This window comes from Paucimonas lemoignei, assembly GCF_004342585.1.
GTDB lineage: Bacteria > Pseudomonadota > Gammaproteobacteria > Burkholderiales > Burkholderiaceae_D > Paucimonas > Paucimonas lemoignei.
In genome coordinates, this window is the sequence record NZ_SLZQ01000008.1 from 44,003 (window position 1) to 67,083 (window position 23,081).

Consider the following 23,081-nt stretch of genomic DNA (forward strand, 5'->3'; position numbering starts at 1 on the left):
TCTTCGTCATGGCTTGACCTGCTTGCCCGCCCCACGATTGGCGTCAGCGGGAGAGGCTTGTGCCGGGGCAGTGCCTGTCGGGGCTGCCGTCGATGGCCGGGTCGCATTCGATTCCTGTGTTCCGGAATTCGTATCGGACGTTCCAGTCACGCCCAGCGTGCTGCGATTGGTAGAGGAAACGCCACCGACCGGCTCGACATCGCCCGGCCCGGTGCGTCCATATTCATTCTGTAAATGATTACGGTTTGCGATCGTGGCTGCCCACGCGAGTCTGTCTCCGTGGAAGTGGGATTGCGCCGGCCGGTCATCGCGCTTGCCGGCATATTCACCATTGACCCATTTCGGATGCTGCTCCACCTCCAGGCAGCCGCATAGCAACACGGCCGGCAGAACCAGACTCAATATGCGAGACGTCTTCATGACGGAAACTTTTTCGGGTTGTTTTGGAAATCGTCCCGGATCTGGTTGGGACGCGGACCGGTGCCCTTGTTTTGAATCTCGCCGCCGCGCTTGGGCTGGCCGTATGCAATTTGCCAGCCCCAGAGTTCGGGGCCATAGCCGCGCGTTTCGACGCGCTCGCGGTAGATGTTGGCAATGATGTTGGCGTCGCCTCCCAACAGTGCCTTGGTGGCGCACTGCTCGGCGCAGACCGGCAGCTTGCCTTCGGCGATGCGGTTGCGGCCATACTTCTTGAATTCCACTTCCGAGGTATCCGGCTCCGGGCCGCCGGCGCAGAACGTGCATTTATCCATCTTGCCGCGGTGGTTGAACATCCCGGTTTCGGGGAATTGCGGCGCGCCGAACGGACAGGCATAGTAGCAATAGCCGCAACCGATGCATTGGTCCTTATCGTGCAGGACGATGCCATCCTCGGTGTGGTAGATGCAGTTGACCGGACAGACCGCCAGGCAAGGCGCGTCGGTGCAATGCATGCATGCCACGGATATCGAATGCTCGCCCGGCACGCCATCGTTGATGGTCACCACGCGTCGCCGGTTAACGCCCCACGGCGTCTCATGCTCGTTCTTGCATGCCGTTACGCAGCCATTACAGTCGATGCAGCGCTCGGTATCGCAAATGAATTTCATCCTTGTCGCCATCGTTATCTCCTGTCTCCTGTCGCCGTCCGGGCTACTGCGCATGCAGCGTCATGCGCGCGCCAGGCGGCATAGCGATACCTTGGTTTCCTGCATCATGGTCACGATGTCGTAACCGTAAGTCCAGCCGGTATTGACGGCTTCGCCCCGCACAATGGGCGCTGCGCCCTTCGGGTAATGTTCCAGCAAATCCTCGCCCATCCACCAGCCGGCGAAATGGAATGGCATCCATACCATGCCCGATGCAACACGCTCGGTGACAAAAGCCATGACTTTCAGGCGTGCGCCCGTAGGCGTTTCCACCCATACGTATTTGCCGGTGACCGCGCCAATCTGTGCCGCATCATGGGGATTCACTTCCACAAACATGTTTTGCTGCAGTTCCGCGAGCCATGGATTGGAACGCGTCTCATCGCCGCCGCCCTCATATTCCACCAGGCGGCCGGATGTCATGATGAGCGGGTAATCCTTGGAAAAATCTTTTGCCTGTACGGACTTGTACAAGGTGGGCAGGCGCCAGAACGCTGCCTTGTCGTCATAGGTCGGATATTTCGCCACGAGGTCGCGCCGCGGCGACATCAGCGGTTCGCGATGTACCGGCACCGGATCGGGGAAATTCCAGACGTGGCAGCGTGCCCGTGCATTGCCGAACGGCGCGCAACCATGGCCGATCACCACCCGGATAATGCCGCCCGAGTTATCGGTCTTCCAGTTCTTGCCCTCGGCCTGCGCCTGCTCTTCCGGCGTCAGCTCGCTCCACCAGCCCAGCTTCTTCAGGAATACGTGATCGAACTCGGGATAGCCGGTATCGATCTCGCTATCCTTGGTGGTCGACCCATCCGCCGCCAGCAACGTTTTCCCATCATGCTCGACACCCCAGTTGGCGCGGAATGGCAAGCCGCCTTCGATCACCGGCTTGGAAAGATCATACAGCAGCGGCGTGCCCGGATGCTTCAGTTCCGGCGTGCCCCAGCATGGCCACGGCAAGCCGTAATAATCACCCTTGCATGGGCCGGATTCGGCACGCAGCGTGGTGGGATTGAAGGTATGCTTGTTTTGCATGTGGAGCTTGAGACGCTCCGGGGAACAGCCTGTATAGCCGATGGTCCAGCATGAGCGGTTAATTTCACGCAGGATGTCTTCGATGACCGGCTCGTTATTGACTACCTTGATGTTCTTGCACAACTGCTCCGCGAAACCGAACTTCTTCGCGAACAGGTACATGATTTCCTGGTCGGTCTTGCATTCGTAAAGTGGCTGGATGACACGCTCGCGCCACTGGACACTGCGGTTACTGGCGGTAACCGAACCTGAAGTTTCGAACTGGGTCGTAGCCGGCAGCAGATACACGCCATCCTTGCGACCATGCATGGCAGCCGTCATGGTCGGGTATGGATCGATGACCACCAGCATGTCCAGCTTCTGCATCGCCTCCTTCATGTCCGGCAGGCGGGTCTGGCTATTGGGCGCATGGCCCCAGTACAGCACGGCGCGCAGGTTGCTCGGCTGGTCCACGAATTCATTCTTTTCCAGGACGCCGTCGAACCAGCGCGATACCGTCAGACCCGGCTTTTCCATCAATTCCTTGGAAGCGAAGCGCGACACCAGCCAGTTATAGTCTACCCCCCAGACGGTGGCGAAGTGCTTCCATGCCCCTTCGGCGATCCCATAGTAGCCCGGAAGGGAATCGGGATTGGGCCCGACATCCGTTGCGCCCTGCACATTGTCATGGCCACGGTAGATATTCGCGCCGCCCCCGGCAACGCCGATATTACCCAGTGCCAGCTGCAGAATCGATAGCGCGCGCACATTCGCAGTACCGACATGGTGCTGCGTGATGCCCATGCACCAGACTACCGACGATGGGCGGTTTTTCGCCAGAATTTCAGCGGCAAGCTTGACGTGACCTTCGGATACACCGGTCACGTCCGTGACTTTCTCCGGTGTCCATTTGGCGACTTCCTTGCGGACTTCATCCATGCCGTAGGTGCGCTCGGCAATAAATTTTTTGTCTTCCCAGCTGTTCTCGAAGATATGCCAGAGAATGCCCCATACCAGCGCGATATCCGTGCCCGGTCGAATACGCACGTAGTGATGCGCGAAACGCGCAGTACGCGTGAAGCGCGGATCGATGACGATCATCTTCGCGCCCAGTTCCTTCGCATGCAAGAAATGCAGCATGGAGATCGGGTGCGCTTCGGCGGGATTGGAGCCGATGAACAAGACGGCCTTGCTGTGGTGCAGGTCATTGAACGAATTCGTCATTGCCCCATACCCGTAGGTCTGGGCGACGCCCGCCACCGTGGTCGAGTGACAGATGCGAGCCTGATGATCGCAATTGTTCGATCCCCACATCGAGATCCATTTGCGCATCAAATAGGATTGCTCATTGCTATGCTTGCTGCCGCCGATCATCATGATCGAATCCGGTCCGGCTTGCTGGCGCAATTGCAGCAGCCGGTCGCCGATTTCATTGATGGCCTGATCCCAGGAAATCCGCTGGTATTTACCATCGACGAGCTTCATCGGGTAACGCAAGCGATGTTCGCCATGGCCATGTTCGCGCACCGATGCGCCCTTGGCGCAGTGGGCTCCCATATTCAGCGGAGAGGCGAATGCCGTGTCCTGGCGAATCCAGACGCCGTTCTGCACTACCGCTTCGACGGAACAGCCGACGGAACAGTGAGTACAAACCGTATGCTTGACCTCCACCGCTCCTGTGGCAGCAGGCGGGGATTCCGCAGCCTGCGCCGGCTGGATCATGTTCAAGGGCAGATGGCGGGCCATGACGCCGGCGCCGGCTGCGACGCCAGCCCGCATCAGGAAGCCGCGCCGGTTCATGGTTGCGGCGCCGGCGCGCGCAATGCCTTCGAACAGAGCGGAACGCGTCGTGCCGTTACCGTCCCCGGATTTCTTCAGAAGTGACATGGCCGGCTCCTTCGATCGGTGTTACCAGTAACGTGCGCTGCGGTAATACTCACGAATATGCTCCGTCTCGTGATAGCCGCCGTCCGGCTGTTTATCGTCAGCCTTGGCTTGCTGTTGCGGCAGTGTCGGCGCCGCGGCGCCCTTGCCGAACAAGACCGCTATCGCCCCCAGTGCACCTGCGCCCTTTGCCGCATTCAGGAAGCGTCGCCGCCTGCCATCCACTTGCTCTGATTGCTTGTCTGCCATAGCTCTTCTCCGTACCGCAAATCAGTGGTCAACCATCTCCGATTCCATATCGAACGCTTCCGCATCGACGGCAAAAAACGCTTCGGTAAAATCCGCGAGCAGCCGATAGAAATTCGCTTCGGAGGCTACCCGGATATCGTCACAGCACTTCCTGCTCCAGGATGCGATATGTTTTTCGAAGAATAGTTTCTGCCGGTGGAGTGATTGGCGCTTCACTCCCGGTGCCCCGGCAATCATGAGGCGCATGACTTCGCACAGCGCGCCAAGATGATCTTCGGTTTCACCCACGCCGCCGATGCGAGCCAGTCCAAGCTGGGTCAGTTCATCCCGCAAGCCGGCAAGCGGCTTCTCATTGAGAAATCCGGCAAGGTACAGCGAAGCGTAAGGATTGATTTTTGGCGTGCCGACGCTGATGAACAGCGCATTGAATTCTTCCTCGACCGCATCCGGTTCGAGGATACCGGCGGCGAGAACCAGTTTTTCCCACGCTGAATCCAGCGGGTGCTGGCTTGCTTGGCTGCCGAGCATATCGGCTGAAGCAAGGCGAGTCAGGAGTTCGCCATCCGGCGCCGCAATCCAGAGCCGTGCCAGCAACGCATAGAAATCAGCGCGCGCCTGCTCTTCCTGCGGCAAAGGCGACAAAACCATGCCCTGGCCAGGCATCGCCTCGGCGCCACAATGTGCATGACTTGCTTGCATCTGTCTCCACCCAATTATGACTGGCTTGTGCCACGTTGGTGCATTTTTAGGCTGCCTCACAGCATAGACAGAATCTTGCACAACGTTCTACATGATCAATCCAGAATTCGATGCGAATCAAATATGTGTCGGATCGAGAATTTGGCGGGAACTTTTATGAGGCAACTCCCGCAAGGGGTTACGTTGCCACGCCATGCGGCAAGGCATATAGCAGCGCTTCCCGCTGCATGTATTTCGGGAGGTAGTGATGATTTGGCAGACCTGTCGGTCTTGCCGTTAGCTTGATGGTTTACACCAGGCCGTCGAACAGGATCACGTCAACCAGGTCATCGGCTTTCACGCCACCCTGCTCATGCGACAGGACGATCATGCAGTTTGCCTCGGACATGGAACGCAGCACGCCGGAACCCTGCGACCCGGTGATGCGGACTTGCATGCGTCCGTCCACCCCTGGCGACAACATGCCGCGCTGGTATTCGGTACGTCCGGGCTTTTTGCGGATATCGGACTGCGACACTGCCTGCATCATCGGCAAAGGGGTTTGCTCGGCACCCATCATCCGCAACAAGGCTGCACGGGCAAAAAAATAAAACGTCACCATGACGGCCACCGGGTTGCCCGGCAAGCCGAACAGCCAGGCGCTTTTTCCGCCGGAAGTGATTTGTCCGAAAGCCATCGGGCGTCCCGGGCGCATGGCGATTTTCCAGAACAAGACTTCGCCCAGGCGCGCCATGATCTCCTTGGTGTAATCTGCTTCGCCGACCGACACGCCGCCCGAAGTGATCACCACGTCTGCGTTTTCGCAAGCCGACCGCAAGGCGGCTTCGAGCGCGACCGGATCATCCCTCACCACGCCCATATCGAGCAATTCGCAGCCGAGACGCGTCAGCATGCCGTAGAGCGTGTAACGATTGCTGTCATACACGCAGCCGCTTTCCAACGGCTCGCCAAGCGAACGCAATTCGTCGCCGGTCGAAAAAAAAGCCACGCGCAATCGCCGGTGCACCGGAACTTCGGCAATCCCCAGCGAGGCAATCAAGCCCAGGTCAGCTGGCTTGAGAATCCTGCCTTTATGCAAGGCCGGCGCGCCAGCACGCAAGTCCTCGCCCTGCAGGCGGCGGTTATCGCCAAGCCTCACCACACCTGCCGGAATGGCGACACCGGTATCGCCTTCAACTTGCACCAATTCCTGCGGCACCACGGTATCGCATCCCGGCGGCATCGGCGCGCCGGTCATGATCCGCACACATTCACCGGATGCGACTTTCCCGGTGAATCCTCCGCCTGCGAATGCGCTGCCGATAACACGAAGAGTCAGCGGAGCATTCGCCTGCAAATCAGCGCCGCGCAAGGCATAACCATCCATGGCGGAATTGTCATGCGCCGGAACGTGAATCGGCGAGATGATATCCTCGGCCAGCACACGGCCCAGCGCACTCCGCACGGCCAGCCTTTCGATACCGCTGACCGGCGACAGGCATTGCTGTATGAATTGCTGAGCCTGCTCTACCGGCAAGGCATTAGGGTCATAGTCCGACAGGCAGCTGGCCGCTGCGGCAAGAGAAAATGGCTGCATGGTAGATAAGCTTATTCTGGCGCTATAAGGCGCTAATTATGGCTAGCGATCATGAGAAATATTATTTTGCCTGATATTGCTGCAATTCATCCAGCGTATTGATGTTCCGAAATGCCGCTTCATCATCGAACGTCACTTCAGTCACGCGCAACGAGGCATACCATGCATCGACTTTGCGCCCTCCCTTTGCAAGATAGGCCTCGAGATTCTGCAAGAGCGAGCACTTCATCAGGCAAAACACCGGGTGCGGCTGACGGCTGGCACCGCTGCCGGTTACGGCGACCGCCACATCGGCATCGTCATCAACCAGCGCATCGCCCAAGCGCTGCACCAGATCGGCCGGCAAAAACGGCGAATCGCACGGCGCGCTGACCAGATACGGTGTGGTGCAATGCGCCAGCCCGGCCTGCATTCCCGCCAGCGGCCCGGCGAAGCCCTCTACCTCGTCTGCCCAGACCGGGAAGCCAAACGAGCGGTACGTTTCCAGGTTTTGATTGGCATTGATCAGCACGCCAGCCACCTGAGGCGCCAGCCGTTCGATGACATGCGCAACCATGGGCTTGCCGCGAAACTCCTGCAAGCCTTTGTCAACCGTGCCCATGCGTGTGCCGCGCCCACCTGCGAGAATCAGTCCCGAAATCGATGAAGTGTCTATTTTCATGCCCGCAGTATAGTGTGAACGGCACCATGCCACCATGACCTCTTCCGCCAGGATCGCTATTCGGCAAAAGAATTAGTTGATGCCGATCAACCGCGCAAAGAAACCGATAAGGAATTCTGATCCAGACTGATTACACTTGTTGAACGACAAGCGCTTTTGCGCGTCGAAACATCGGGTTGCAAAAACCTCGTCCCATTCACCGATTCCACACCATGCCCTATCGCCCGCAACTGTCCAGTGCAAGCGCTGTTCTGACCCGGGAAGTCGAAGCCATCGACGAGCGTGGCAGGATTTCCCTCATTTCGATTCCGGCAGAACGTCCGCTGACCGTATATGTCGACCGGCGCGAACTCGTGACGCTCATGACGCTGGGAGCGGCACCTGAAGCACTGACACTCGGCTATTTGCGTAACCAGCGGCTGGTGCGTTCGCTGGACGACATCGATTCCATCCAGGTGGATTGGGATGTCGATGCCGTCGCCGTGAAGACACGGCACGGCATTGCCGATATCGCCGAACGCACTTCCAAGAAAGTGGTGACGACAGGGTGCGGTCAGGGATCGGTATTCGGCGGCCTGATGGACGACATCGAACAAATCTCCCTGCCCCCGGATGCTAGGCTGCACCAATCGGTGCTGTACCAAATCGTCGACACCGTCCGCACCTATCCTTCCGTCTACAAGCAGGCAGGCTCGGTGCATGGCTGCGCACTGTTTTCCTCTGAAGGCGAACTGCTTTATTTCATCGAGGACGTCGGCCGGCACAATGCCGTCGATGCAATCGCCGGAAAGATGTGGCTGGATGGTGTCACCGGCGGCGACAAGGTGTTCTACACCACCGGCAGGCTGACCTCGGAAATGGTGATCAAGGGTGCGCAGATGGGCATTCCCTTCCTGCTGTCGCGTTCAGGCACCACGCAAATGGGCCACATGGTAGCCCAGCGCCTGGGCATGTCGCTGCTGGCACGCTGCACGGGCAAGCATTTCCTGCTCCTGGCAGGCAAAGAGCGTCTCATCATGGATCCGACTCTTCTCGATGCCTTGCGCATCGCCTGAGTTTACTTGCCATGTCCATTCTTGCAGCCATCCGCGATGCGTTTAGCCTGCTGTTTTCCGGCGACGCGGCGCTCCTCGAGATCATCGGCGTCTCGCTTAAAACCTCTCTGGTGGCCCTGGTCTTCGCAGCGCCGCTTGCCATCGGCATCGGCTATGCCATCGCCCAGCATGATTTCCCGGGCCGACGTATCGCCATCTGGCTGACACAGGCCTCCATGGCCATGCCGACCGTGCTGATCGGCCTGCTGCTTTACCTGACCCTGTCACGCCAGGGGCCGCTCGGCGAACTGGAATGGCTGTTTGCACAGTCCGGCGTGATAGTCGGCCAAATCCTGATTGCGCTGCCGGTGCTGACGGCGTTTTCACTGGCGGCCATTCAAGCCGTCGACCCGCGGATCGCCGAAACCGCCGTTACGCTGGGCGCATCGCGTCTTGCCATCATGCGCACCGTGCTGCATGAAGTGCGCTTTGGCGTGATGGCGGCGATCATCAGTGGCTTCGGCCGGGTGATTGCCGAAGTCGGTTGCGCGCTCATGGTGGGTGGCAACATCAAGGGGGAGACGCGCACCATCACCACCGCGATTGCCCTGGAAACCAGCAAGGGGGAATTCGCCCAGGGCATCGCGCTTGGCATAGTGCTGGTCAGCATTGCCCTGTTGATCAACGCGCTGCTGGTATGGCTGCAGGGAGACACGCGATTGAGCAGGAGCGCCACATGAATCCCCTGCTCTCCATGTATCGACTGCGCAAGCAATTCGGCCAGCGCCAGTTATTCGATATCGATGCGCTGGTTGTCTGTACTGCCAGTGCCTATGCGCTGACCGGTCTGAACGGTAGCGGCAAATCGACGCTGCTAAAGATTCTTGCCGGCCTGGAGAAAGCGGATATCGGCGAAGCCTGTTTTCATGGGCATCGAATCGAACTCCATCCCTATCCGCAGGAAATGCGCAATGCGATAGTTTATGTGCACCAGCATCCCGTCATGTTTTCAACCAGTGTTGCCGACAATATCGGCTATGGCCTGGCGAGACGCGGATTTTGCAAGCGCGACATCGAGCACTTGGTCGCCGAAGCTATCGACTGGGCGGATATCGCGCACCTGTTAAAGAGTAATCCGCTGACTCTTTCCGGCGGCGAAAAACAACGGGTGGCGCTCGCACGTGCGAAGGTATTGAAGCCGGAATTGCTGCTACTCGACGAACCCACCGCCAGTCTGGACGGAGCAGCGCGCGAACAGGTGATTTCCCTGATCTCCGATCTGACTGCCGCTGGCGGCAGCGTCATGATGGCCACGCACGACCGTGACCTGATCAGACTGCGCGGCGTCCAGCGCCTGAAGCTGCAGGATGGCCGGCTTCAGGCGCGGCAAAACCGCATCCGGGTGGCGTGAAGATAGTGCCTCGGCGTCACTTACCTGGTTCAGCATTCGGATAGAACACTTGCTGACCATCGATCGTAAAGGATTTGATTTTTTGCTGGCCTGCCGGCGATGTCATCCAATCGATCAGACGCATTGCCGCCCTATATTTCGCATGCTTGTGTTTGGCTGGATTGACGGCAATGATGCCGTACGGGTTGAACATTTTAGGGTCGCCCTCCAGTACGATAGCCAGTCCCGTCTTGGCACGATACGCCAAGTAGGTCGCGCGATCCGTCAGCGTATAGGCCTGCATCTGCGCCGCCATGTTCAGCACCTCTCCCATGCCAAGCCCTGCCGAGACGTAGGCGCTGCCGGACGGCTTGGCGCCCAGTTGCTTCCAATACCCCTGCTCCATCAGGTCGGTCCCTGAATTGTCGCCGCGCGATATGAACTTGCTCTTCGTTTCGACGATGCGCTGCAAGCCTTTCAGCACATCCTTGCCTGCCTTGCGCACGCCTGCAGGATCACCCTTCGGCCCCACCAGGATGAAGTCGTTGTACATTACATCGCGACGATTGACGCCATAACCCTCTTGCACGAATTTGTCTTCCGACTCGCGGGCGTGGACAAGCGTGACATCGACATCGCCGTTTTTCGCCAGCTCCAATGCCTTGCCCGTACCCACTGCAATCACCTGGACCTTGATTCCGGTTTCGGATTCGAATTGCGGAAGAAGATATGCCAGCAGGCCGGAGTTTTCCGTGCTTGTCGTCGTCGACATTTTCAGGACATCATTTCCCTCTTGCGCCCATCCCCATGACGGCACCATTAGGATCGCAGCCAACAGGCCGAGAAATTTACGACGAATCCTTGCATGCATCGATGTCTCCTTTCGCTCGGCTATAGGGTTACATGCAGGCGTGTTTATCCTCATTCGCATGAGCAAATTTGAGAAAGTGTGGAGACAATTTCAATCCTCGCTTTGCCACTTATCAATTAAGCGCTTTCGAAATGCCATGAGAACTCGCGACAACTTATTTGGACAAGCTGCCATCCATAGAAGCGCTATGCTGTAATCAATACAGACAATGAGGATAGCGGCATGAAAAGGCATCTCGCTCTTGCAGCATATTTATCTGCTGCCCTGGTGGTTGGGATCACACCGTCGCGCATGGATGCGCAGGATATTTCAAGCTTTGCCTTCGTGCGCGGAGACGGTGCGTTGAGCATCGACGGCAGGCTTGTCTACCTTTACGGCATTTATATTCCACCGACCGAGCAGACCTGTTACACCTTTGTCCGGCCGGTGCAATGCGGCAGCCGTGCTCTCCTGGCGCTTGAATTCAAGGTCAGCGGCGACTTTGTTCGTTGTCAGCCGCGCTTTGCCAATCCGGATGGCAGCCTCGTAGCCAGTTGCCGGTCCGGAGAAGATGATTTGAGCGAATGGATGCTGCAAAGAGGCTGGGCTTTGGCGCTGCCCGATGCGCCGTTTTCCTATGCCGCGATGGAACGGATTGCTCAGTCCCGCGGACTGGGCATCTGGGGCATTCCCGTTGAAATTCCCCAAAGACGGCGTTGAAGGATGTTTCACTGAATATGTAAAGGGGTTACGGATCCTGGCATTTCCGTAACCCCTCATACCCGCTTTCTTTACCAGGCTACGTCTTTACCCCGTAATGCCACCGATGCCGAAGACTGTCGATGTGGTAGTGCTGCCAATCGATGTCGAGGTGCCGGGAAGCGTCGAGGTTGTGCCGCCGATAGCGGTACTCGTGGTCGTACCACCCAGGCTGGAAGTCGTCGTGCCGCCACCAATTACGGTAGTCGTGGTTATGCCGCCTGCCAGCGTGGTGGTCGTAGCCGCCGTGCTTGAGGTGGTTGCCACGCTGCTGGTGGTCACAGCGGCACTGGACGTGGTTGCAGCGCTGCTGGTAGTGGTAGCGCCAGCTGCAGTGCTGGTCGTGGTGCCGCCAGCTGCAGTGGTGGTAGTCGTACCGCCAGCCGCAGTGGTAGTCGTCGTGCCGCCTGCGCTTGTAGTAGTGGTGCTGCCGCCGCTGGTGGTAGTGCTGCCGGTGAACTGGTCAGAGCGAATCTGGCCACGGATCTCACCATCCGGGAATGCATCGGAATGCACTTCGAAATAGTAATTACCGGCACGGAGCGAGGCGAGTTGCTCGTCAGTGATCGTAGCGGCAGCTACCCACACGCCGCTACCCGGGGCCGTTTGTGTCAATGGAATAATGATCGGCCCATTCTGCCCTGGAGCAGCATCATGGATATGTGCGGATGTACCGGCGATGCCAGTCGTATTCACGGTCGCCGCCAGGAGACGCGTATCGGGATTCACTGTTACGACACCGGTACCGGTTGCAGTGCTATTCGTGGGCGGCACCATTTCATTACCAGACAAAGTAGCAGAGAATCTCGATGCTTCCGACTCGAAAGAGCCACCGCATGCGGCGAGGATCAGCATTGAAGCACACGCGATCCACCATCCAGCCAGCCATTTGTTAATCTTTTTCATGGGAACATCTCCTTAAAAGGTCATAGAAAGCGAGATCTCCCGGGCCGGCGGCATGCGCCATCCTGTTTTGCCATGACTGTGCCCTCACTCCTTGGCGCAGTCTTACCACCTGAATTTTTAATCCCCCAACGAACGTCTATGCGTTCTGCCTGGAAGCATTAACGATGACGGAACAAACCGTATCGGACCCTGGAAGCTGTCTCGATGGGTCACAATGCATGGGGCGTGCCGACTTGCTTAAAGATTAACTAAATGAAGCTTTTGAAGCGCTGCCATTTTTTCAATAATATTAAGCAAGCATTTTTACTGTTGGTTATGAAAAGCGGTAACTCATTACAAGTTAATTTTCATCGACACATGCTTATTTATGAATGTCATTGCAGCTGTTTTATTCAATGCCATGACAGCAAATCGCTTAACTTATTGAAATCAGTAAAAAGTTCATGAGATATGTAAAAAATTCCAATTTGCGAAAATCAAATGAATGGAGAAACTACAAATAAAAAAGGGCCTCTGCGGCCCTTTTTTATTTTGCGATTAGTGCTATGACGATTACGAGTAAATCTGTTCGCCGTTGGACTGTCTCCAGGACTGGCTCAGGTAGTCAGCATCTTCTCGCGAGCGTGGACGGACACCCATCAGGATCCCGCCTTCCTTGATTCCGGACTCATAATGCTTCACGCGCTCTTCCGGAATACCGGCACCGACAAGCGCGCCCACCAGGCCGCCGGTCAGGCCGCCGGCACCTGCGCCAGCCAATGCTGCTGCCAGCGGTCCTGCGACTACGAGGCCGAGACCCGGTATCGCTACGGAAGTCCCGACAGCGGCAATCGCGGCAGCGATGGCGCCCAATGTGCCGCCAATCGCGCCGCCTACGCCAGCACCTTCGGCTGCCTTGTTGCCGAGTTCGGTCTGCGTGCCGCCGGTATTGGCAAAATGACGCTTGCGGGTTTCATCGGACATGACAAGGTTAACATCATTGCTGGCATAGCCGCGTTCCGTTACTGCACGATATGCGCGTTCCGCGCTATCACGATCACGGAACAAGCCAGTCACCATGCCAGGCTGCGTCGACGTCGTATTCGTATATTGAGTATCAACCATTCGTATATCCTTTCAGTTATGAAAGTGCGCGATTAGACTTGCTTCAGCTAATTAGTTGAAGCAATAAGAGAAGGCTGTCTTGTCACACGAGCGTGTGCAAGACAGCTAAAGGAAGTCAGGCAAGATGCAAACTTAGTGTCCCTTTGGCGACGTAGCTTTACGTACAGTCTCCTTGGCATCACCAAACCCTTCCTGGGTTTTACCTGCGGCTTGTTTAGCCAGGCCCTTTGCCTGTTGGCTTTCATTTCCCACTGCGCGACCGGCCTGTTCCTGGACCTTGCCAGCCAAGTCTTTCGCCTTACCTTTGATTTGGTCCTTGTTCATGATAGCTCCTGTCTTCACAAGTTAAATTTCCAAAACCATGTGTGACCAATGTAGATTAATAGGCAAGACTCATCTGTGCGCCACCCCACATAACAACTGGAAGACTTATACAAAAGACTGCGTATAGATCTATGAAATTAAAGCCAAGATAAAAATAATTGCATTCAGAAATGGAATGAATTCGGTGTGCATCTTCTTATTCATTGAGATGCATCAATCCTGGTTGGCACATTTTTCATCGTCGCTCAGTAAAATACTGGGCCCTTTTGATTTTTGCGCAAAGTACAAATCGATACAGCAATTACATTGGCATCTGTTTTCCTATCAGTCGGCATCTGCTCCCAGAAATCATGAACCCTAATTCCATCGGACGCCGCCTTTTCAATATTCGACTGATCTCCATTCTCGTCGCATTCATCCTGTCTATCGGAGGAGCGGCGCTGATGTTGGACATGGAAACATCCCTTTTTGCTTCTGTGCCAGACAATCAAAGTCTATTTTTACCTGCTACCCGTACCTTCACCGCGGCAGCGATATTGCTATCCGGATTGTCGCTCGGCTTGCAAATCGAACCGTCGATTTTCAAGTCCGCCCAAGTGAACCGACTACTGCGCATTGCTGCACGAAGCTTTGCTGGCTTGATGATTTTTCTGGGAATTGTTTCCTTGGTCGATATCGCGATCAGCAAAAACTTCATTCCCTACCTGAGCACTTCGATTTTTTCCATTAATGTCGACCTGCATGCAATGTCATTTCTGACGGCATTAACCGCCATCCTTGCTGGATGGGGACTGTACCGCCTTGACGACGTTACGCATAACAAACACTTTTCCGCTGAATACTGTGCGGTAGCCGTCCTGGCGCTGATGTCCGTTCCGGTCATCGGCTATTTATTTAATCTGCCGATGCTGGCTAGCCCAGGTCCCTCACCAGCCATTTCCCGGGAAACACCATGGGCGTTCATTGCGTTGGCGATTGGGATGTTGCTCGCTCGCCCTCAACACTCGATGATGGCTGTCTTATTCAGTAAGGCGCCAGGAGGTCGACTGTTACGCAGCGTTTTACCTGCAACAATCATTTTGCTGGTGGGCTTGGCCCTGCTTGCGAAATGGGGTGAAAGCCAGGGCTTCTACGGCAAAGAAATGATTTCGCCACTGGCGCTACTGGCTGGCTGCGCCCTGCTATTGGTGTTGTACTGGCGCGCGGCGTTAATACTGAATCAGGAATACGGCACTCGCGTCAAGGGAGAAGCCGAGCTGGCGCAAACCAATCACCTGATTCGCATCGTAAGCGACTTCACGACTGATGCCATCTGCGTCAAGGATCGCAGGGGGCGCTATATCTTCGCCAACCCCATGGCATTGAAGATCTTTGGCAGACAATTGAATAAAGTCGTCGGCTTTACGAGTGTCCAGATACTCGAAGGTCAGGAAGAAGCCGCAGCCGCCATCGAGGCGAACCACCGGACCGTTCTTAGCGAAGAAAAAGCCAATGCGATCGAATTCACGCTGAAATCTGCCGTCGGTAAGCGCACGTATTATGTGACTACCGCTCCCTGGTTCGGCAAGCATGGAAAAATCATGGGAACGGTAGGCATCGCCACCGACATCACCGACAGAAAACGCAGCGAAGATGCATTGCGCGCGCAGGAAGCCCGCCTTGAAAAACTGGTGGAGGCGAGGACGCAGGAAGTGCGGGAACTGATCGGCCATCTTGAAACGATGCGCGAAGAAGAAAAGCGCGCCATTGCGCGCGAGCTGCATGATGACATGGGCGCATCCCTGACCGCACTCAACATGCACTTGGCAATTATGTTCCAGCAGATTTCAAACGAACCGGGCATGGCCGAACGGATCGTGCAAATCAAGGCCTTGCTGGGCTCGATAACGGCGACCAAGCGTCGCATCCAGAACGGACTGCGCCCTGACAAGCTCGATATCTTCGGCATCAAGACGGCAATTACCGATCAGGCAATGGATTTCGAAAACTATACCGGCCTAAGCTGCTCTGTCAGTTTGCCGGATGAAGAGGTGAAGTATTCCTCCCAAGTGGAAACGTCCCTCTTCCGGATGGTCCAGGAGGCGCTCAACAATATCGCCAAGCATGCCAAGGCATCTCACGTGGATATCATCCTGGACGATGATGGCGACTACATCTATCTGACCATTCGCGACAATGGCGTTGGCATTCCACCTGCGGTTCACCCCTATACCCTGACGCATGGCTTGCGGGGCATGCGCGAGCGCGCCGCCTATCTGGGCGGCAGCATAGCCATCGATAGCAAGCCGGGAGCTGGCACCCGCATCAGCATTACCCTGCCAAAGACCCATATCATCAGTCCGGCCGAATCCGCAACCATCCTGGATTTTCCAAAGCACCCGGCATAAATCACGAGCATCGCGGCGCTCCATCACCGAGCAAAGCCTAAAACGGAAGCATGTCGGATTGCTTATTTCTGTGCCGAGGCGCCGGAATCCATCTTCGTCGGCAGCAATCGTTCGTATTCGCTTTTCAGATCGGCGTAGCATTCACATACCTTGTGCTCCAGGCCCTCGCGATCCAGGATCGTGATGTGACCGCGGCTGTAATGGATCAGCTTTTCATCCTGCAGCCGCCCCGCTGCTTCAGCCACACTCTCGCGCCTGACCCCCAGCATGTTGCCGATCAATTCCTGGGTCATGGTCAGCTCATTGGATGGCAGGCGATCAAGCCGCAGCAACAGCCAGCGACATAATTGCTGGGCGACGCTGTGGTGACGGTTGCATACTGCAGACTGCGACATCTGCGTCAGCAATGCCTGGGTAAACCGTAATAAATGCTTTTGCAGCGCACCGCCCCGATCGAATTCTTCTTTCAATTGTGCGGCGCCAAGGCGAAAGCCGTAACCGGCGCTGGTCACCACTGCCCTGCTGGACATGGCGCCGCCGCCCATCCACTGCGCTACGCCGACCAATCCTTCATGACCGATTACCGCAGTTTCCGCCGACGCGCCATCCCGTGTATCGTGCAGGATCGAGACGATGCTACTGGTAGGGAAATAAACATACGGCATAGCGGCGCCGGCTTCCGCCACCACCATCCCCAAGGGCATGGATGCAAGTTCCAGGAAAGGGCTGAGCCGTTCATATTCGCCATTAGGTAACGATGCCAGGATATGATTCTGTTGCGGATTATGTCCATACAGACCGGCAATTCGCACCGGCATGTCAGCTTGCCGAGCCCTGACCTGCTGTCGCTGTTCGTTACCGTACTTTTTGAATGTATTGAGGACGTGAGAACTTACCGGCCGCAAAGCGGAAGCACCTGTAAAAGAACTGCTCTTCTGCCCCATGAACGTCTCCTGGCTTGTCCAATACCCTGTCTGCATGCCGTCAACACTACGTTTTCGGGATGCACTGTTCTGAACTAGTTGTGGGATTGCAGAGGCAGCGGGAAGTTGCGCATAGCATCAGCATTCTGAAGAAGAACTGACATGTCGCCAAACGACACCATGAATTCGTACGTAAGCCTGCTTGAAATTCTTAAGAAACGGCTTTGCCCGATTTCAATCAAGAAATCGTAATCGAGGATGCGAGCTTGTTCATCAAAGAACGAAGCTGCAGGAAGTCGGTGGATTTATCAAAAAAATGCGCAACGCCATATTGCGTACATGCCCGTCGGTAAGTATCGCTGGCATTATTGGTGAAGATAACTTTGACGTTGATATTAATATTGGGCAGGCTGTTCAAGGAACGCAAAAGATTTACGCCGTTTCCCTGCTTGAGACGTATATCAAGAATCAATACGTCGCAGTGATTGGAAGATAGTTGCTCTAATGCATCGTTTTCCCCATCCGCATAGCCAACGAGTTCAATACCTGGAATATTAGTCAGGTTTTGAATCAACAAGTCCCGAACCGCCTTTGAATCTTCCACCAGGAAAATTCGGAGGCAACGTGGCGCGGTCACCGTGGATACGGGGGCATGAGAACGATTCATTGCATACATTAAGTGAAGTTAAGCTTCTCCCTGAAACTGCAAGTACATTCCATTTATCAACATTATTACATTGCTTACTAAAATGCAATTAAATTGCTAATCGATCAGTTTTTCTTTAATTGCGTAATAGATCAGGTCGGCATTGGTTGCCATGTTCATTTTTTGCAATATCCGCGTACGGTAAGTACTGACGGTTTTTACGCTGAGACACAAAGTATCGGCAATTTTCGTGACCCCTTCGCCCTGGCTCAACTTGCAAAAAATTTCATATTCCCTGCGCGACAAAGTTTCATGCAAGGCTTTACTGCCTTCATTTTCCTTTTGCGTGGTCAGCAATTCAGCAACGCCGTAGCTGATATATTTTCTGCCGCTTCTGACGGTATTGATGGCGTTTACCAGTTCCTCCGCCAGCGCCTCCTTCTGCACATAACCAGCTGCTCCGCTGCGAAGCATATGTACGGCATAGCGGTTCTCCGGATGCATGCTGAGTATGAGTACAGGCAAGTTGGGCTTTTCCCTCTTAATCTGTCGCAACACTTCCAGCCCGCTTTTATCCGGCATCGCGATATCCAGAAGAACGACATCCCAGTCTTGAGTGCGAATCAGTCGGATCGCTTCGTCGGCGGTTGCCGCCTCCCCGCCAATGCGCATGTCTGGCAGGCTATCGATAATATAGTGGACGCCGGCGCGCACCACGGCATGATCATCGACTACCAGAATATTTACCATATATTAACTACCTTGCTATGCTTGAAGGCGCCACCTTACCCGGCACCACTTGGTTTAGATTCATACTCTTTTAAACGATTGTACAAAGTCTTCAGACTGACGCCCAATACTGCGGCAGCCAAAGTTTTATTACCGTTATAGTGCCCCAGCGTTGCGCAAATCAGCTTGCGCTGCGCTTCTTCCAGGGTACTGCCCACCTGCAGCGTCACGCAGTCTCCCGACTCTTCTCGGTCCGCCTGGACCGCCTCGGACAAAGCCGGGCTCGGCGCCGTCATGGCTGCAGTCAAATCCAGTTCGCGATCCGCCAAAATGAACGCGCGCTGAACGGCATTCTTCAATTCCCTCACATTCCCCGGCCAATGATAGGTCTGCATGAATTGCCGCGAAGCCTGTGAAAAGACCTTGTTCGTGTGGTCTTCGCGATTCAAGCGATCCAGAAACACATTGGCGATCAATTCGATATCTTCCCCTCGCTCGCGCAGCGCCGGCACCTGCAAGGGAAAAACCGACAATCTGTAATACAGATCACTGCGCAGGATGCCATCCCGTACAGCCTGTTTCGGACACCGGTTGGTGGCGGCAATCACCCTAACCTTTACTTCCGTTTCCGAATCGGCGCCGACCCGGCAAAACCGCCCGGTCTCCAGGATACGCAGCAACTTGATCTGCATATCCATCGGCATTTCCGTGACTTCATCCAGGAACAGGATGCCGCCATCGGCACGCTCGAAACACCCCTTGCGGCTACGCACAGCGCCGGTAAAGCTCCCGCGCTCATGCCCGAACAGCTCCGCCTCCATCAGGTTCGGGGAAATCGCCCCACAATTTACCGCCACAAATGGCTGGCCGGCACGTCCGCTCATCAGGTAGATCGTATTGGCTACCAATTCCTTACCCGTACCGCTTTCCCCCTCGATTAATACATTGGCCTGAGTCGGCGCCACCTTGGCGATCATGCGAAAAAGCTGCCGCATAGGCCGCGATGCGCCATACAGATCGCCGAATCTTGCCAGAACTTGGGGCTGGGGTTTTTGTGTCTCGTCAGAAATCGTTGCAATAACTGGAATACGAGGTTCACAGGCGAGGTAGCGCACAGCGGCCTGAGGCGTGTCACTAATTCGGTAATCGTTAAGCATAGGACACTCCTTGTTCTATTGCATGTTGATTTCAACAATATTTACACAACCGGAAAATATGACGCATCCGTGTTTCTCCGATTTTCGTGTAGGACGACACCGACTTACTTGCTTAATTTTTTCATCGGCATATGAACAATTGATTTCTCTCAAATGTCTTAGAGAGTAAAAATAGGCAAACGTGCGTACGACGATGCTGTCGTTATACGCAGATCGAAAAAAAGCCGCTGCTGAAGCGGTGTGACATTTCTCCAAAAAATGTCTCGCGAAGGAGAAAGAATTGGCACAGTATGAGAAATATGGGCGTATGATTAAATCGTTGCCCTACACTAATTTGCTGTATGGCAGACGGTACCGTCATGCTTGCAAAAAGTTTTCTGCGTAAAGGATCATTATGAGTATCTTTGAAAACTACGCTTCACGTTATGAACGTACCCGGGAAGAAGAATATTCCATGAAGGAATATCTCGAGATTTGCAAGCGCGATCATCTGGCGTATGCAAGTGCGGCTGAACGCATGCTGCATGCGATCGGCGAACCCGAGCTTGTGGACACCCGCAACGATCCGCGCCTGTCGCGTATTTTCTCCAACAAGGTCATCAAGATTTATCCTGCCTTCCGCGAGTTTTACGGAATGGAAGAAGTGATCGAACAGGTGGTTTCCTATTTCCGCCATGCCGCGCAAGGCCTGGAAGAGCGCAAGCAGATTCTTTACCTGCTGGGGCCGGTCGGCGGCGGCAAATCGTCGATCGCGGAAAAGCTCAAGCACCTGATGGAACATGTGCCCTTCTATGCCATCAAGGGCTCGCCTGTGAACGAGTCGCCGCTTGGCCTGTTCGATGAAGCCGAGGATGGCACGATCCTGGAAGAGGATTTCGGCATCCCGCGTCGCTACCTCCGCACCATCCCCAGCCCGTGGGCAGTAAAGCGCCTGCAGGAATTCAATGGCGACATCAACCAGTTCCGCGTGGTCAAGCGTTATCCCTCGGTACTGAAACAGGTCGCCATTTCCAAGACCGAACCGGGCGATGAAAACAATCAGGATATTTCCTCGCTGGTGGGCAAGGTCGATATCCGCAAGCTGGAAGATTATTCCCAGGACGATCCGGATGCTTACAGCTATTCCGGCGGCCTGTGCCTGGCCAACCAGGGCCTGATGGAATTCGTCGAGATGTTCAAGGCGCCGATCAAGGTGCTGCATCCGCTGCTGACGGCTACCCAGGAAGGCAACTTCAAGGGCACCGAGGGCTTCGGCGCGATTCCTTTCGACGGCGTTATCCTGGCGCACTCCAACGAATCCGAATGGAAAGCCTTCCGCAACAATAAGAATAATGAAGCCTTCCTTGACCGTATCTATATCGTCAAGGTGCCGTATTGCCTGCGCGTATCTGAAGAGGTCAAGATTTACGACAAGCTCCTGCGTAACTCTTCGTTGTCGGAAGCGCCCTGCGCGCCCGGCACGCTGAAGATGATGGCGCAATTCGCCGTGCTGTCGCGTCTGAAGGAGCCGGAAAACTCCAGCATCTATTCCAAGATGCTGGTCTACGATGGCGACAACCTGAAGGACACCGATCCGAAGGCCAAGTCGATCCACGAGTATGTCGACTATGCCGGCGTCGATGAAGGCATGGATGGCTTGTCCACCCGTTTCGCCTTCAAGATCCTGTCGAAAGTCTTTAACTTCGACACGACGGAAGTGGCGGCCAACCCGGTGCATTTATTGTACGTGCTGGAACAGCAGGTCGAGCGCGAGCAGTTCCCGCCCGAAACCGAGCACAAGTATCTTACGTATATCAAGGAACACCTGGCGCAGCGCTATGTCGACTTCATCGGCAAGGAAATCCAGACTGCATACTTGGAAAGCTATTCCGAGTATGGCCAGAACATTTTCGACCGCTATGTCGTGTTTGCCGACTTCTGGATCCAGGATCAGGAATTCCGCGATCCGGATACCGGTGAAAGCTTCGACCGCACGGCTTTGAATAATGAACTGGAAAAGATCGAGAAGCCTGCGGGCATTTCGAATCCGAAAGATTTCCGAAACGAAATCGTCAACTTCGTGTTACGTGCCCGCGCGCAAAATGGCGGCAAGAATCCGCTCTGGACCAGTTATGAAAAGCTGCGCACGGTGATCGAGAAGAAGATGTTCTCGAATACGGAAGACTTGCTGCCAGTGATTTCCTTTAACGCCAAGGCCAGCGCCGACGATGCCCACAAGCACGAGGAATTCGTCAAGCGCATGGTTGCAAAAGGTTATACGGCAAAACAGGTACGCTTGTTGTGCGAGTGGTACCTGCGGGTTCGCAAGTCTTCGTAACAGGTAACAGAGTCGTTGTAACGCATACCTTCCCCTTCCCGGGGAAGGATGCCAAGCAAGCAGGAGAAGGTTTTGGTTCATCTTATTGACCGACGTCTGCAGGGCAAGAACAAGTCTGCGATCAACCGCGAGCGCTTCATCCGTCGTTACAAGGGACAGATCAAGGAAGCGGTGGCGCGCGCAGTCAAGGGCCGCTCCATCACGGATATGGAAAGCGGCGAAAAAATCTCCATTCCCGTCAAGGATATCAACGAGCCGGTATTCGGCCACTCCCATGGCGGCATCTGGGAAAGCGTTCACCCGGGCAACAAGGAATATGCCAAGGGCGACCAGATCGAGCGCCCCCGTGGCGGCGGAGGCGGCAGCGGCCGCGGCCGGGCCGGCAATAGCGAGGAAACCAGCGAGGACGATTTTTCCTTCGAACTATCGCGCGAAGAATTTCTCAACGTATTCTTCGACGACCTCGAATTGCCGAACCTGGTCAAGACGCAACTGACCGCCGTCCCGGAATTCAAGATGCAACGCGCCGGCTACAATGTCTCCGGCACGCCATCCAATATTCATGTGTTGCGTTCCCTGCGCGGGGCTCTCGGACGGCGCATCGCTGTCGGCGGCGGCCCGCGCAAGCGTCTGAAGGAAGCGGAAGACGAACTGCAGGCATTGCTGGAGCAAGCCGACGAAGACGATCCGCGCGTGATGGAGTTGCGTAAGGAAATCAGTCACCTGCGTGCGCGCATCCTGGCGATTCCCTTCATCGACCCGTTCGATCTTCGCTACAGCAACCGCATCAAGGTACCCAAGCCGTCGAGCCAGGCGGTCATGTTCTGCATCATGGATGTCTCCGGATCGATGGATGAGTCCAGGAAGGATATGGCCAAGCGCTTTTTCATCCTGCTCTACCTGTTCCTGACGCGTGCTTATGAAAAGATCGAGGTGGTCTTCATCCGGCACCATACTTCGGCCACCGAAGTCGACGAGCATAATTTCTTCCATTCGCGCGAATCGGGCGGCACGGTAGTCTCCTCGGCCTTGCAACTGTTGCAGAAGATCCTGCAGGAACGCTATGCCAGCGGCGACTGGAATGCCTATGTCGCCCAGGCTTCCGACGGCGACAACTGGGACAGCGATTCCACGACTTGCCGCGAACTGCTGACCAACGCCATCATGCCGCTGGTGCAGTATTACGCCTATGTCGAAATCACGGATGGTCCGCCGCAGAATCTGTGGGAAGAATATGCGCAGATTCCTGCAGCCCATCCGCATTTCGCCATGCAGAAGATCGAGTCGCCCGCCGACATTTACCCGGTCTTCCGCGAACTGTTCAAGAAACAGACTACATGAGGAGGGA

Annotated in this window: 22 protein-coding genes; 7 read left to right on the forward strand and 15 right to left on the reverse strand. The window is 55.6% G+C overall.

Annotation, left to right across the window (positions count from 1 at the left end):
* Positions 1-6 precede the first annotated feature (6 nt).
* The 7 genes from EDC30_RS19785 to mobA form a co-directional block, all read right to left on the reverse strand.
* Positions 7-420, reverse strand: a complete 414-nt coding sequence (locus tag EDC30_RS19785) for a hypothetical protein (RefSeq protein ID WP_243656772.1) — start codon at positions 418-420, stop codon at positions 7-9.
* The gene (fdh3B, locus tag EDC30_RS12840; protein WP_132259246.1) at positions 417-1,088 is read right to left on the reverse strand and encodes a formate dehydrogenase FDH3 subunit beta; all 672 of its coding nucleotides are present in this window, start codon (positions 1,086-1,088) and stop codon (positions 417-419) included. Before fdh3B ends, EDC30_RS19785 begins: the two co-directional genes overlap by 4 nt.
* Before the next feature lie 60 nt (positions 1,089-1,148).
* A complete protein-coding gene (locus EDC30_RS12845) occupies positions 1,149-4,025 on the reverse strand; it encodes a formate dehydrogenase subunit alpha (RefSeq protein ID WP_132259247.1) in 2,877 nt (958 codons plus the stop codon).
* A gap of 21 nt (positions 4,026-4,046) precedes the next feature.
* The gene (locus EDC30_RS12850; protein WP_132259248.1) at positions 4,047-4,271 is read right to left on the reverse strand and encodes a formate dehydrogenase; all 225 of its coding nucleotides are present in this window, start codon (positions 4,269-4,271) and stop codon (positions 4,047-4,049) included.
* A 21-nt stretch (positions 4,272-4,292) separates the two neighbouring features.
* Entirely contained in the window at positions 4,293-4,970 is a 678-nt protein-coding gene (locus EDC30_RS12855; RefSeq protein ID WP_243656773.1) for a TorD/DmsD family molecular chaperone, read from the reverse strand.
* 289 nt (positions 4,971-5,259) lie between these two features.
* On the reverse strand, positions 5,260-6,546 hold the full coding sequence (gene moeA / locus EDC30_RS12860) for a molybdopterin molybdotransferase MoeA (RefSeq protein ID WP_132259249.1): 1,287 nt from the start codon (positions 6,544-6,546) through the stop codon (positions 5,260-5,262).
* 61 nt (positions 6,547-6,607) lie between these two features.
* The gene (gene mobA / locus EDC30_RS12865; RefSeq protein WP_132259250.1) at positions 6,608-7,207 is read right to left on the reverse strand and encodes a molybdenum cofactor guanylyltransferase MobA; all 600 of its coding nucleotides are present in this window, start codon (positions 7,205-7,207) and stop codon (positions 6,608-6,610) included.
* 212 nt (positions 7,208-7,419) lie between these two features.
* Here mobA and EDC30_RS12870 point away from each other — a divergent pair, with 212 nt between their 5' ends.
* From EDC30_RS12870 to EDC30_RS12880, 3 genes are read left to right on the forward strand one after another with little or no spacing between them, the layout of a single operon-like run.
* Positions 7,420-8,262, forward strand: coding sequence for a formate dehydrogenase accessory sulfurtransferase FdhD (locus tag EDC30_RS12870; protein WP_132259251.1), 843 nt, complete (start codon positions 7,420-7,422; stop codon positions 8,260-8,262).
* An 11-nt stretch (positions 8,263-8,273) separates the two neighbouring features.
* Positions 8,274-8,981 (forward strand): ABC transporter permease, encoded by a 708-nt coding sequence (locus EDC30_RS12875; protein WP_132259252.1) that lies wholly within the window; start codon positions 8,274-8,276, stop codon positions 8,979-8,981.
* A complete protein-coding gene (locus EDC30_RS12880) occupies positions 8,978-9,652 on the forward strand; it encodes an energy-coupling factor ABC transporter ATP-binding protein (protein ID WP_132259253.1) in 675 nt (224 codons plus the stop codon). The genes EDC30_RS12875 and EDC30_RS12880 overlap by 4 nt, the downstream gene beginning before the upstream one ends.
* A gap of 16 nt (positions 9,653-9,668) precedes the next feature.
* On the opposite strand, the gene EDC30_RS12885 is transcribed toward EDC30_RS12880, so the two are convergent.
* Positions 9,669-10,502: an ABC transporter substrate-binding protein gene (locus tag EDC30_RS12885; protein ID WP_132259254.1), complete on the reverse strand. Its 834-nt coding sequence runs from the start codon at positions 10,500-10,502 to the stop codon at positions 9,669-9,671.
* Between the two features lie 291 nt (positions 10,503-10,793).
* Between EDC30_RS12885 and EDC30_RS12890 the strand changes: the two genes are divergently transcribed.
* Complete coding sequence (locus EDC30_RS12890; protein WP_132259255.1) at positions 10,794-11,201, forward strand: thermonuclease family protein; 408 nt, start codon at positions 10,794-10,796, stop codon at positions 11,199-11,201.
* Positions 11,202-11,288: 87 nt separating this feature from the next.
* Here EDC30_RS12890 and EDC30_RS12895 read toward each other — a convergent pair whose 3' ends face one another.
* The 3 genes from EDC30_RS12895 to EDC30_RS12905 all read right to left on the reverse strand — a co-directional run bounded on the left by EDC30_RS12895 (position 11,289) and on the right by EDC30_RS12905 (position 13,574).
* Positions 11,289-12,146 (reverse strand): CHRD domain-containing protein, encoded by an 858-nt coding sequence (locus EDC30_RS12895; protein ID WP_132259256.1) that lies wholly within the window; start codon positions 12,144-12,146, stop codon positions 11,289-11,291.
* Positions 12,147-12,698: 552 nt separating this feature from the next.
* Positions 12,699-13,250 carry a hypothetical protein gene (locus tag EDC30_RS12900; RefSeq protein WP_132259257.1) on the reverse strand — a complete coding sequence of 184 codons (552 nt, stop codon included), beginning with the start codon at positions 13,248-13,250 and terminating at the stop codon, positions 12,699-12,701.
* Between the two features lie 132 nt (positions 13,251-13,382).
* Positions 13,383-13,574, reverse strand: a complete 192-nt coding sequence (locus tag EDC30_RS12905; RefSeq protein ID WP_132259258.1) for a CsbD family protein — start codon at positions 13,572-13,574, stop codon at positions 13,383-13,385.
* A 266-nt stretch (positions 13,575-13,840) separates the two neighbouring features.
* Between EDC30_RS12905 and EDC30_RS12910 the strand changes: the two genes are divergently transcribed.
* Positions 13,841-15,961, forward strand: a complete 2,121-nt coding sequence (locus tag EDC30_RS12910) for a PAS domain-containing sensor histidine kinase (RefSeq protein ID WP_132259259.1) — start codon at positions 13,841-13,843, stop codon at positions 15,959-15,961.
* Positions 15,962-16,023: 62 nt separating this feature from the next.
* Here EDC30_RS12910 and EDC30_RS12915 read toward each other — a convergent pair whose 3' ends face one another.
* From EDC30_RS12915 to EDC30_RS12930, 4 genes are all read right to left on the reverse strand, one after another.
* On the reverse strand, positions 16,024-16,779 hold the full coding sequence (locus tag EDC30_RS12915; RefSeq protein ID WP_132259260.1) for a Crp/Fnr family transcriptional regulator: 756 nt from the start codon (positions 16,777-16,779) through the stop codon (positions 16,024-16,026).
* Between the two features lie 343 nt (positions 16,780-17,122).
* Positions 17,123-17,551: a response regulator gene (locus EDC30_RS12920; protein WP_132259261.1), complete on the reverse strand. Its 429-nt coding sequence runs from the start codon at positions 17,549-17,551 to the stop codon at positions 17,123-17,125.
* A 96-nt stretch (positions 17,552-17,647) separates the two neighbouring features.
* Positions 17,648-18,280 carry a response regulator gene (locus tag EDC30_RS12925; RefSeq protein ID WP_132259262.1) on the reverse strand — a complete coding sequence of 211 codons (633 nt, stop codon included), beginning with the start codon at positions 18,278-18,280 and terminating at the stop codon, positions 17,648-17,650.
* A gap of 35 nt (positions 18,281-18,315) precedes the next feature.
* The gene (locus tag EDC30_RS12930; protein WP_132259263.1) at positions 18,316-19,416 is read right to left on the reverse strand and encodes a sigma-54 interaction domain-containing protein; all 1,101 of its coding nucleotides are present in this window, start codon (positions 19,414-19,416) and stop codon (positions 18,316-18,318) included.
* A gap of 394 nt (positions 19,417-19,810) precedes the next feature.
* Here EDC30_RS12930 and EDC30_RS12935 point away from each other — a divergent pair, with 394 nt between their 5' ends.
* Together EDC30_RS12935 and EDC30_RS12940 are read left to right on the forward strand one after the other, a co-directional pair.
* Positions 19,811-21,733, forward strand: a complete 1,923-nt coding sequence (locus EDC30_RS12935) for a PrkA family serine protein kinase (protein WP_132259264.1) — start codon at positions 19,811-19,813, stop codon at positions 21,731-21,733.
* 72 nt (positions 21,734-21,805) lie between these two features.
* The gene (locus EDC30_RS12940) at positions 21,806-23,074 is read left to right on the forward strand and encodes a YeaH/YhbH family protein (protein WP_132259265.1); all 1,269 of its coding nucleotides are present in this window, start codon (positions 21,806-21,808) and stop codon (positions 23,072-23,074) included.
* Positions 23,075-23,081 lie beyond the last annotated feature (7 nt).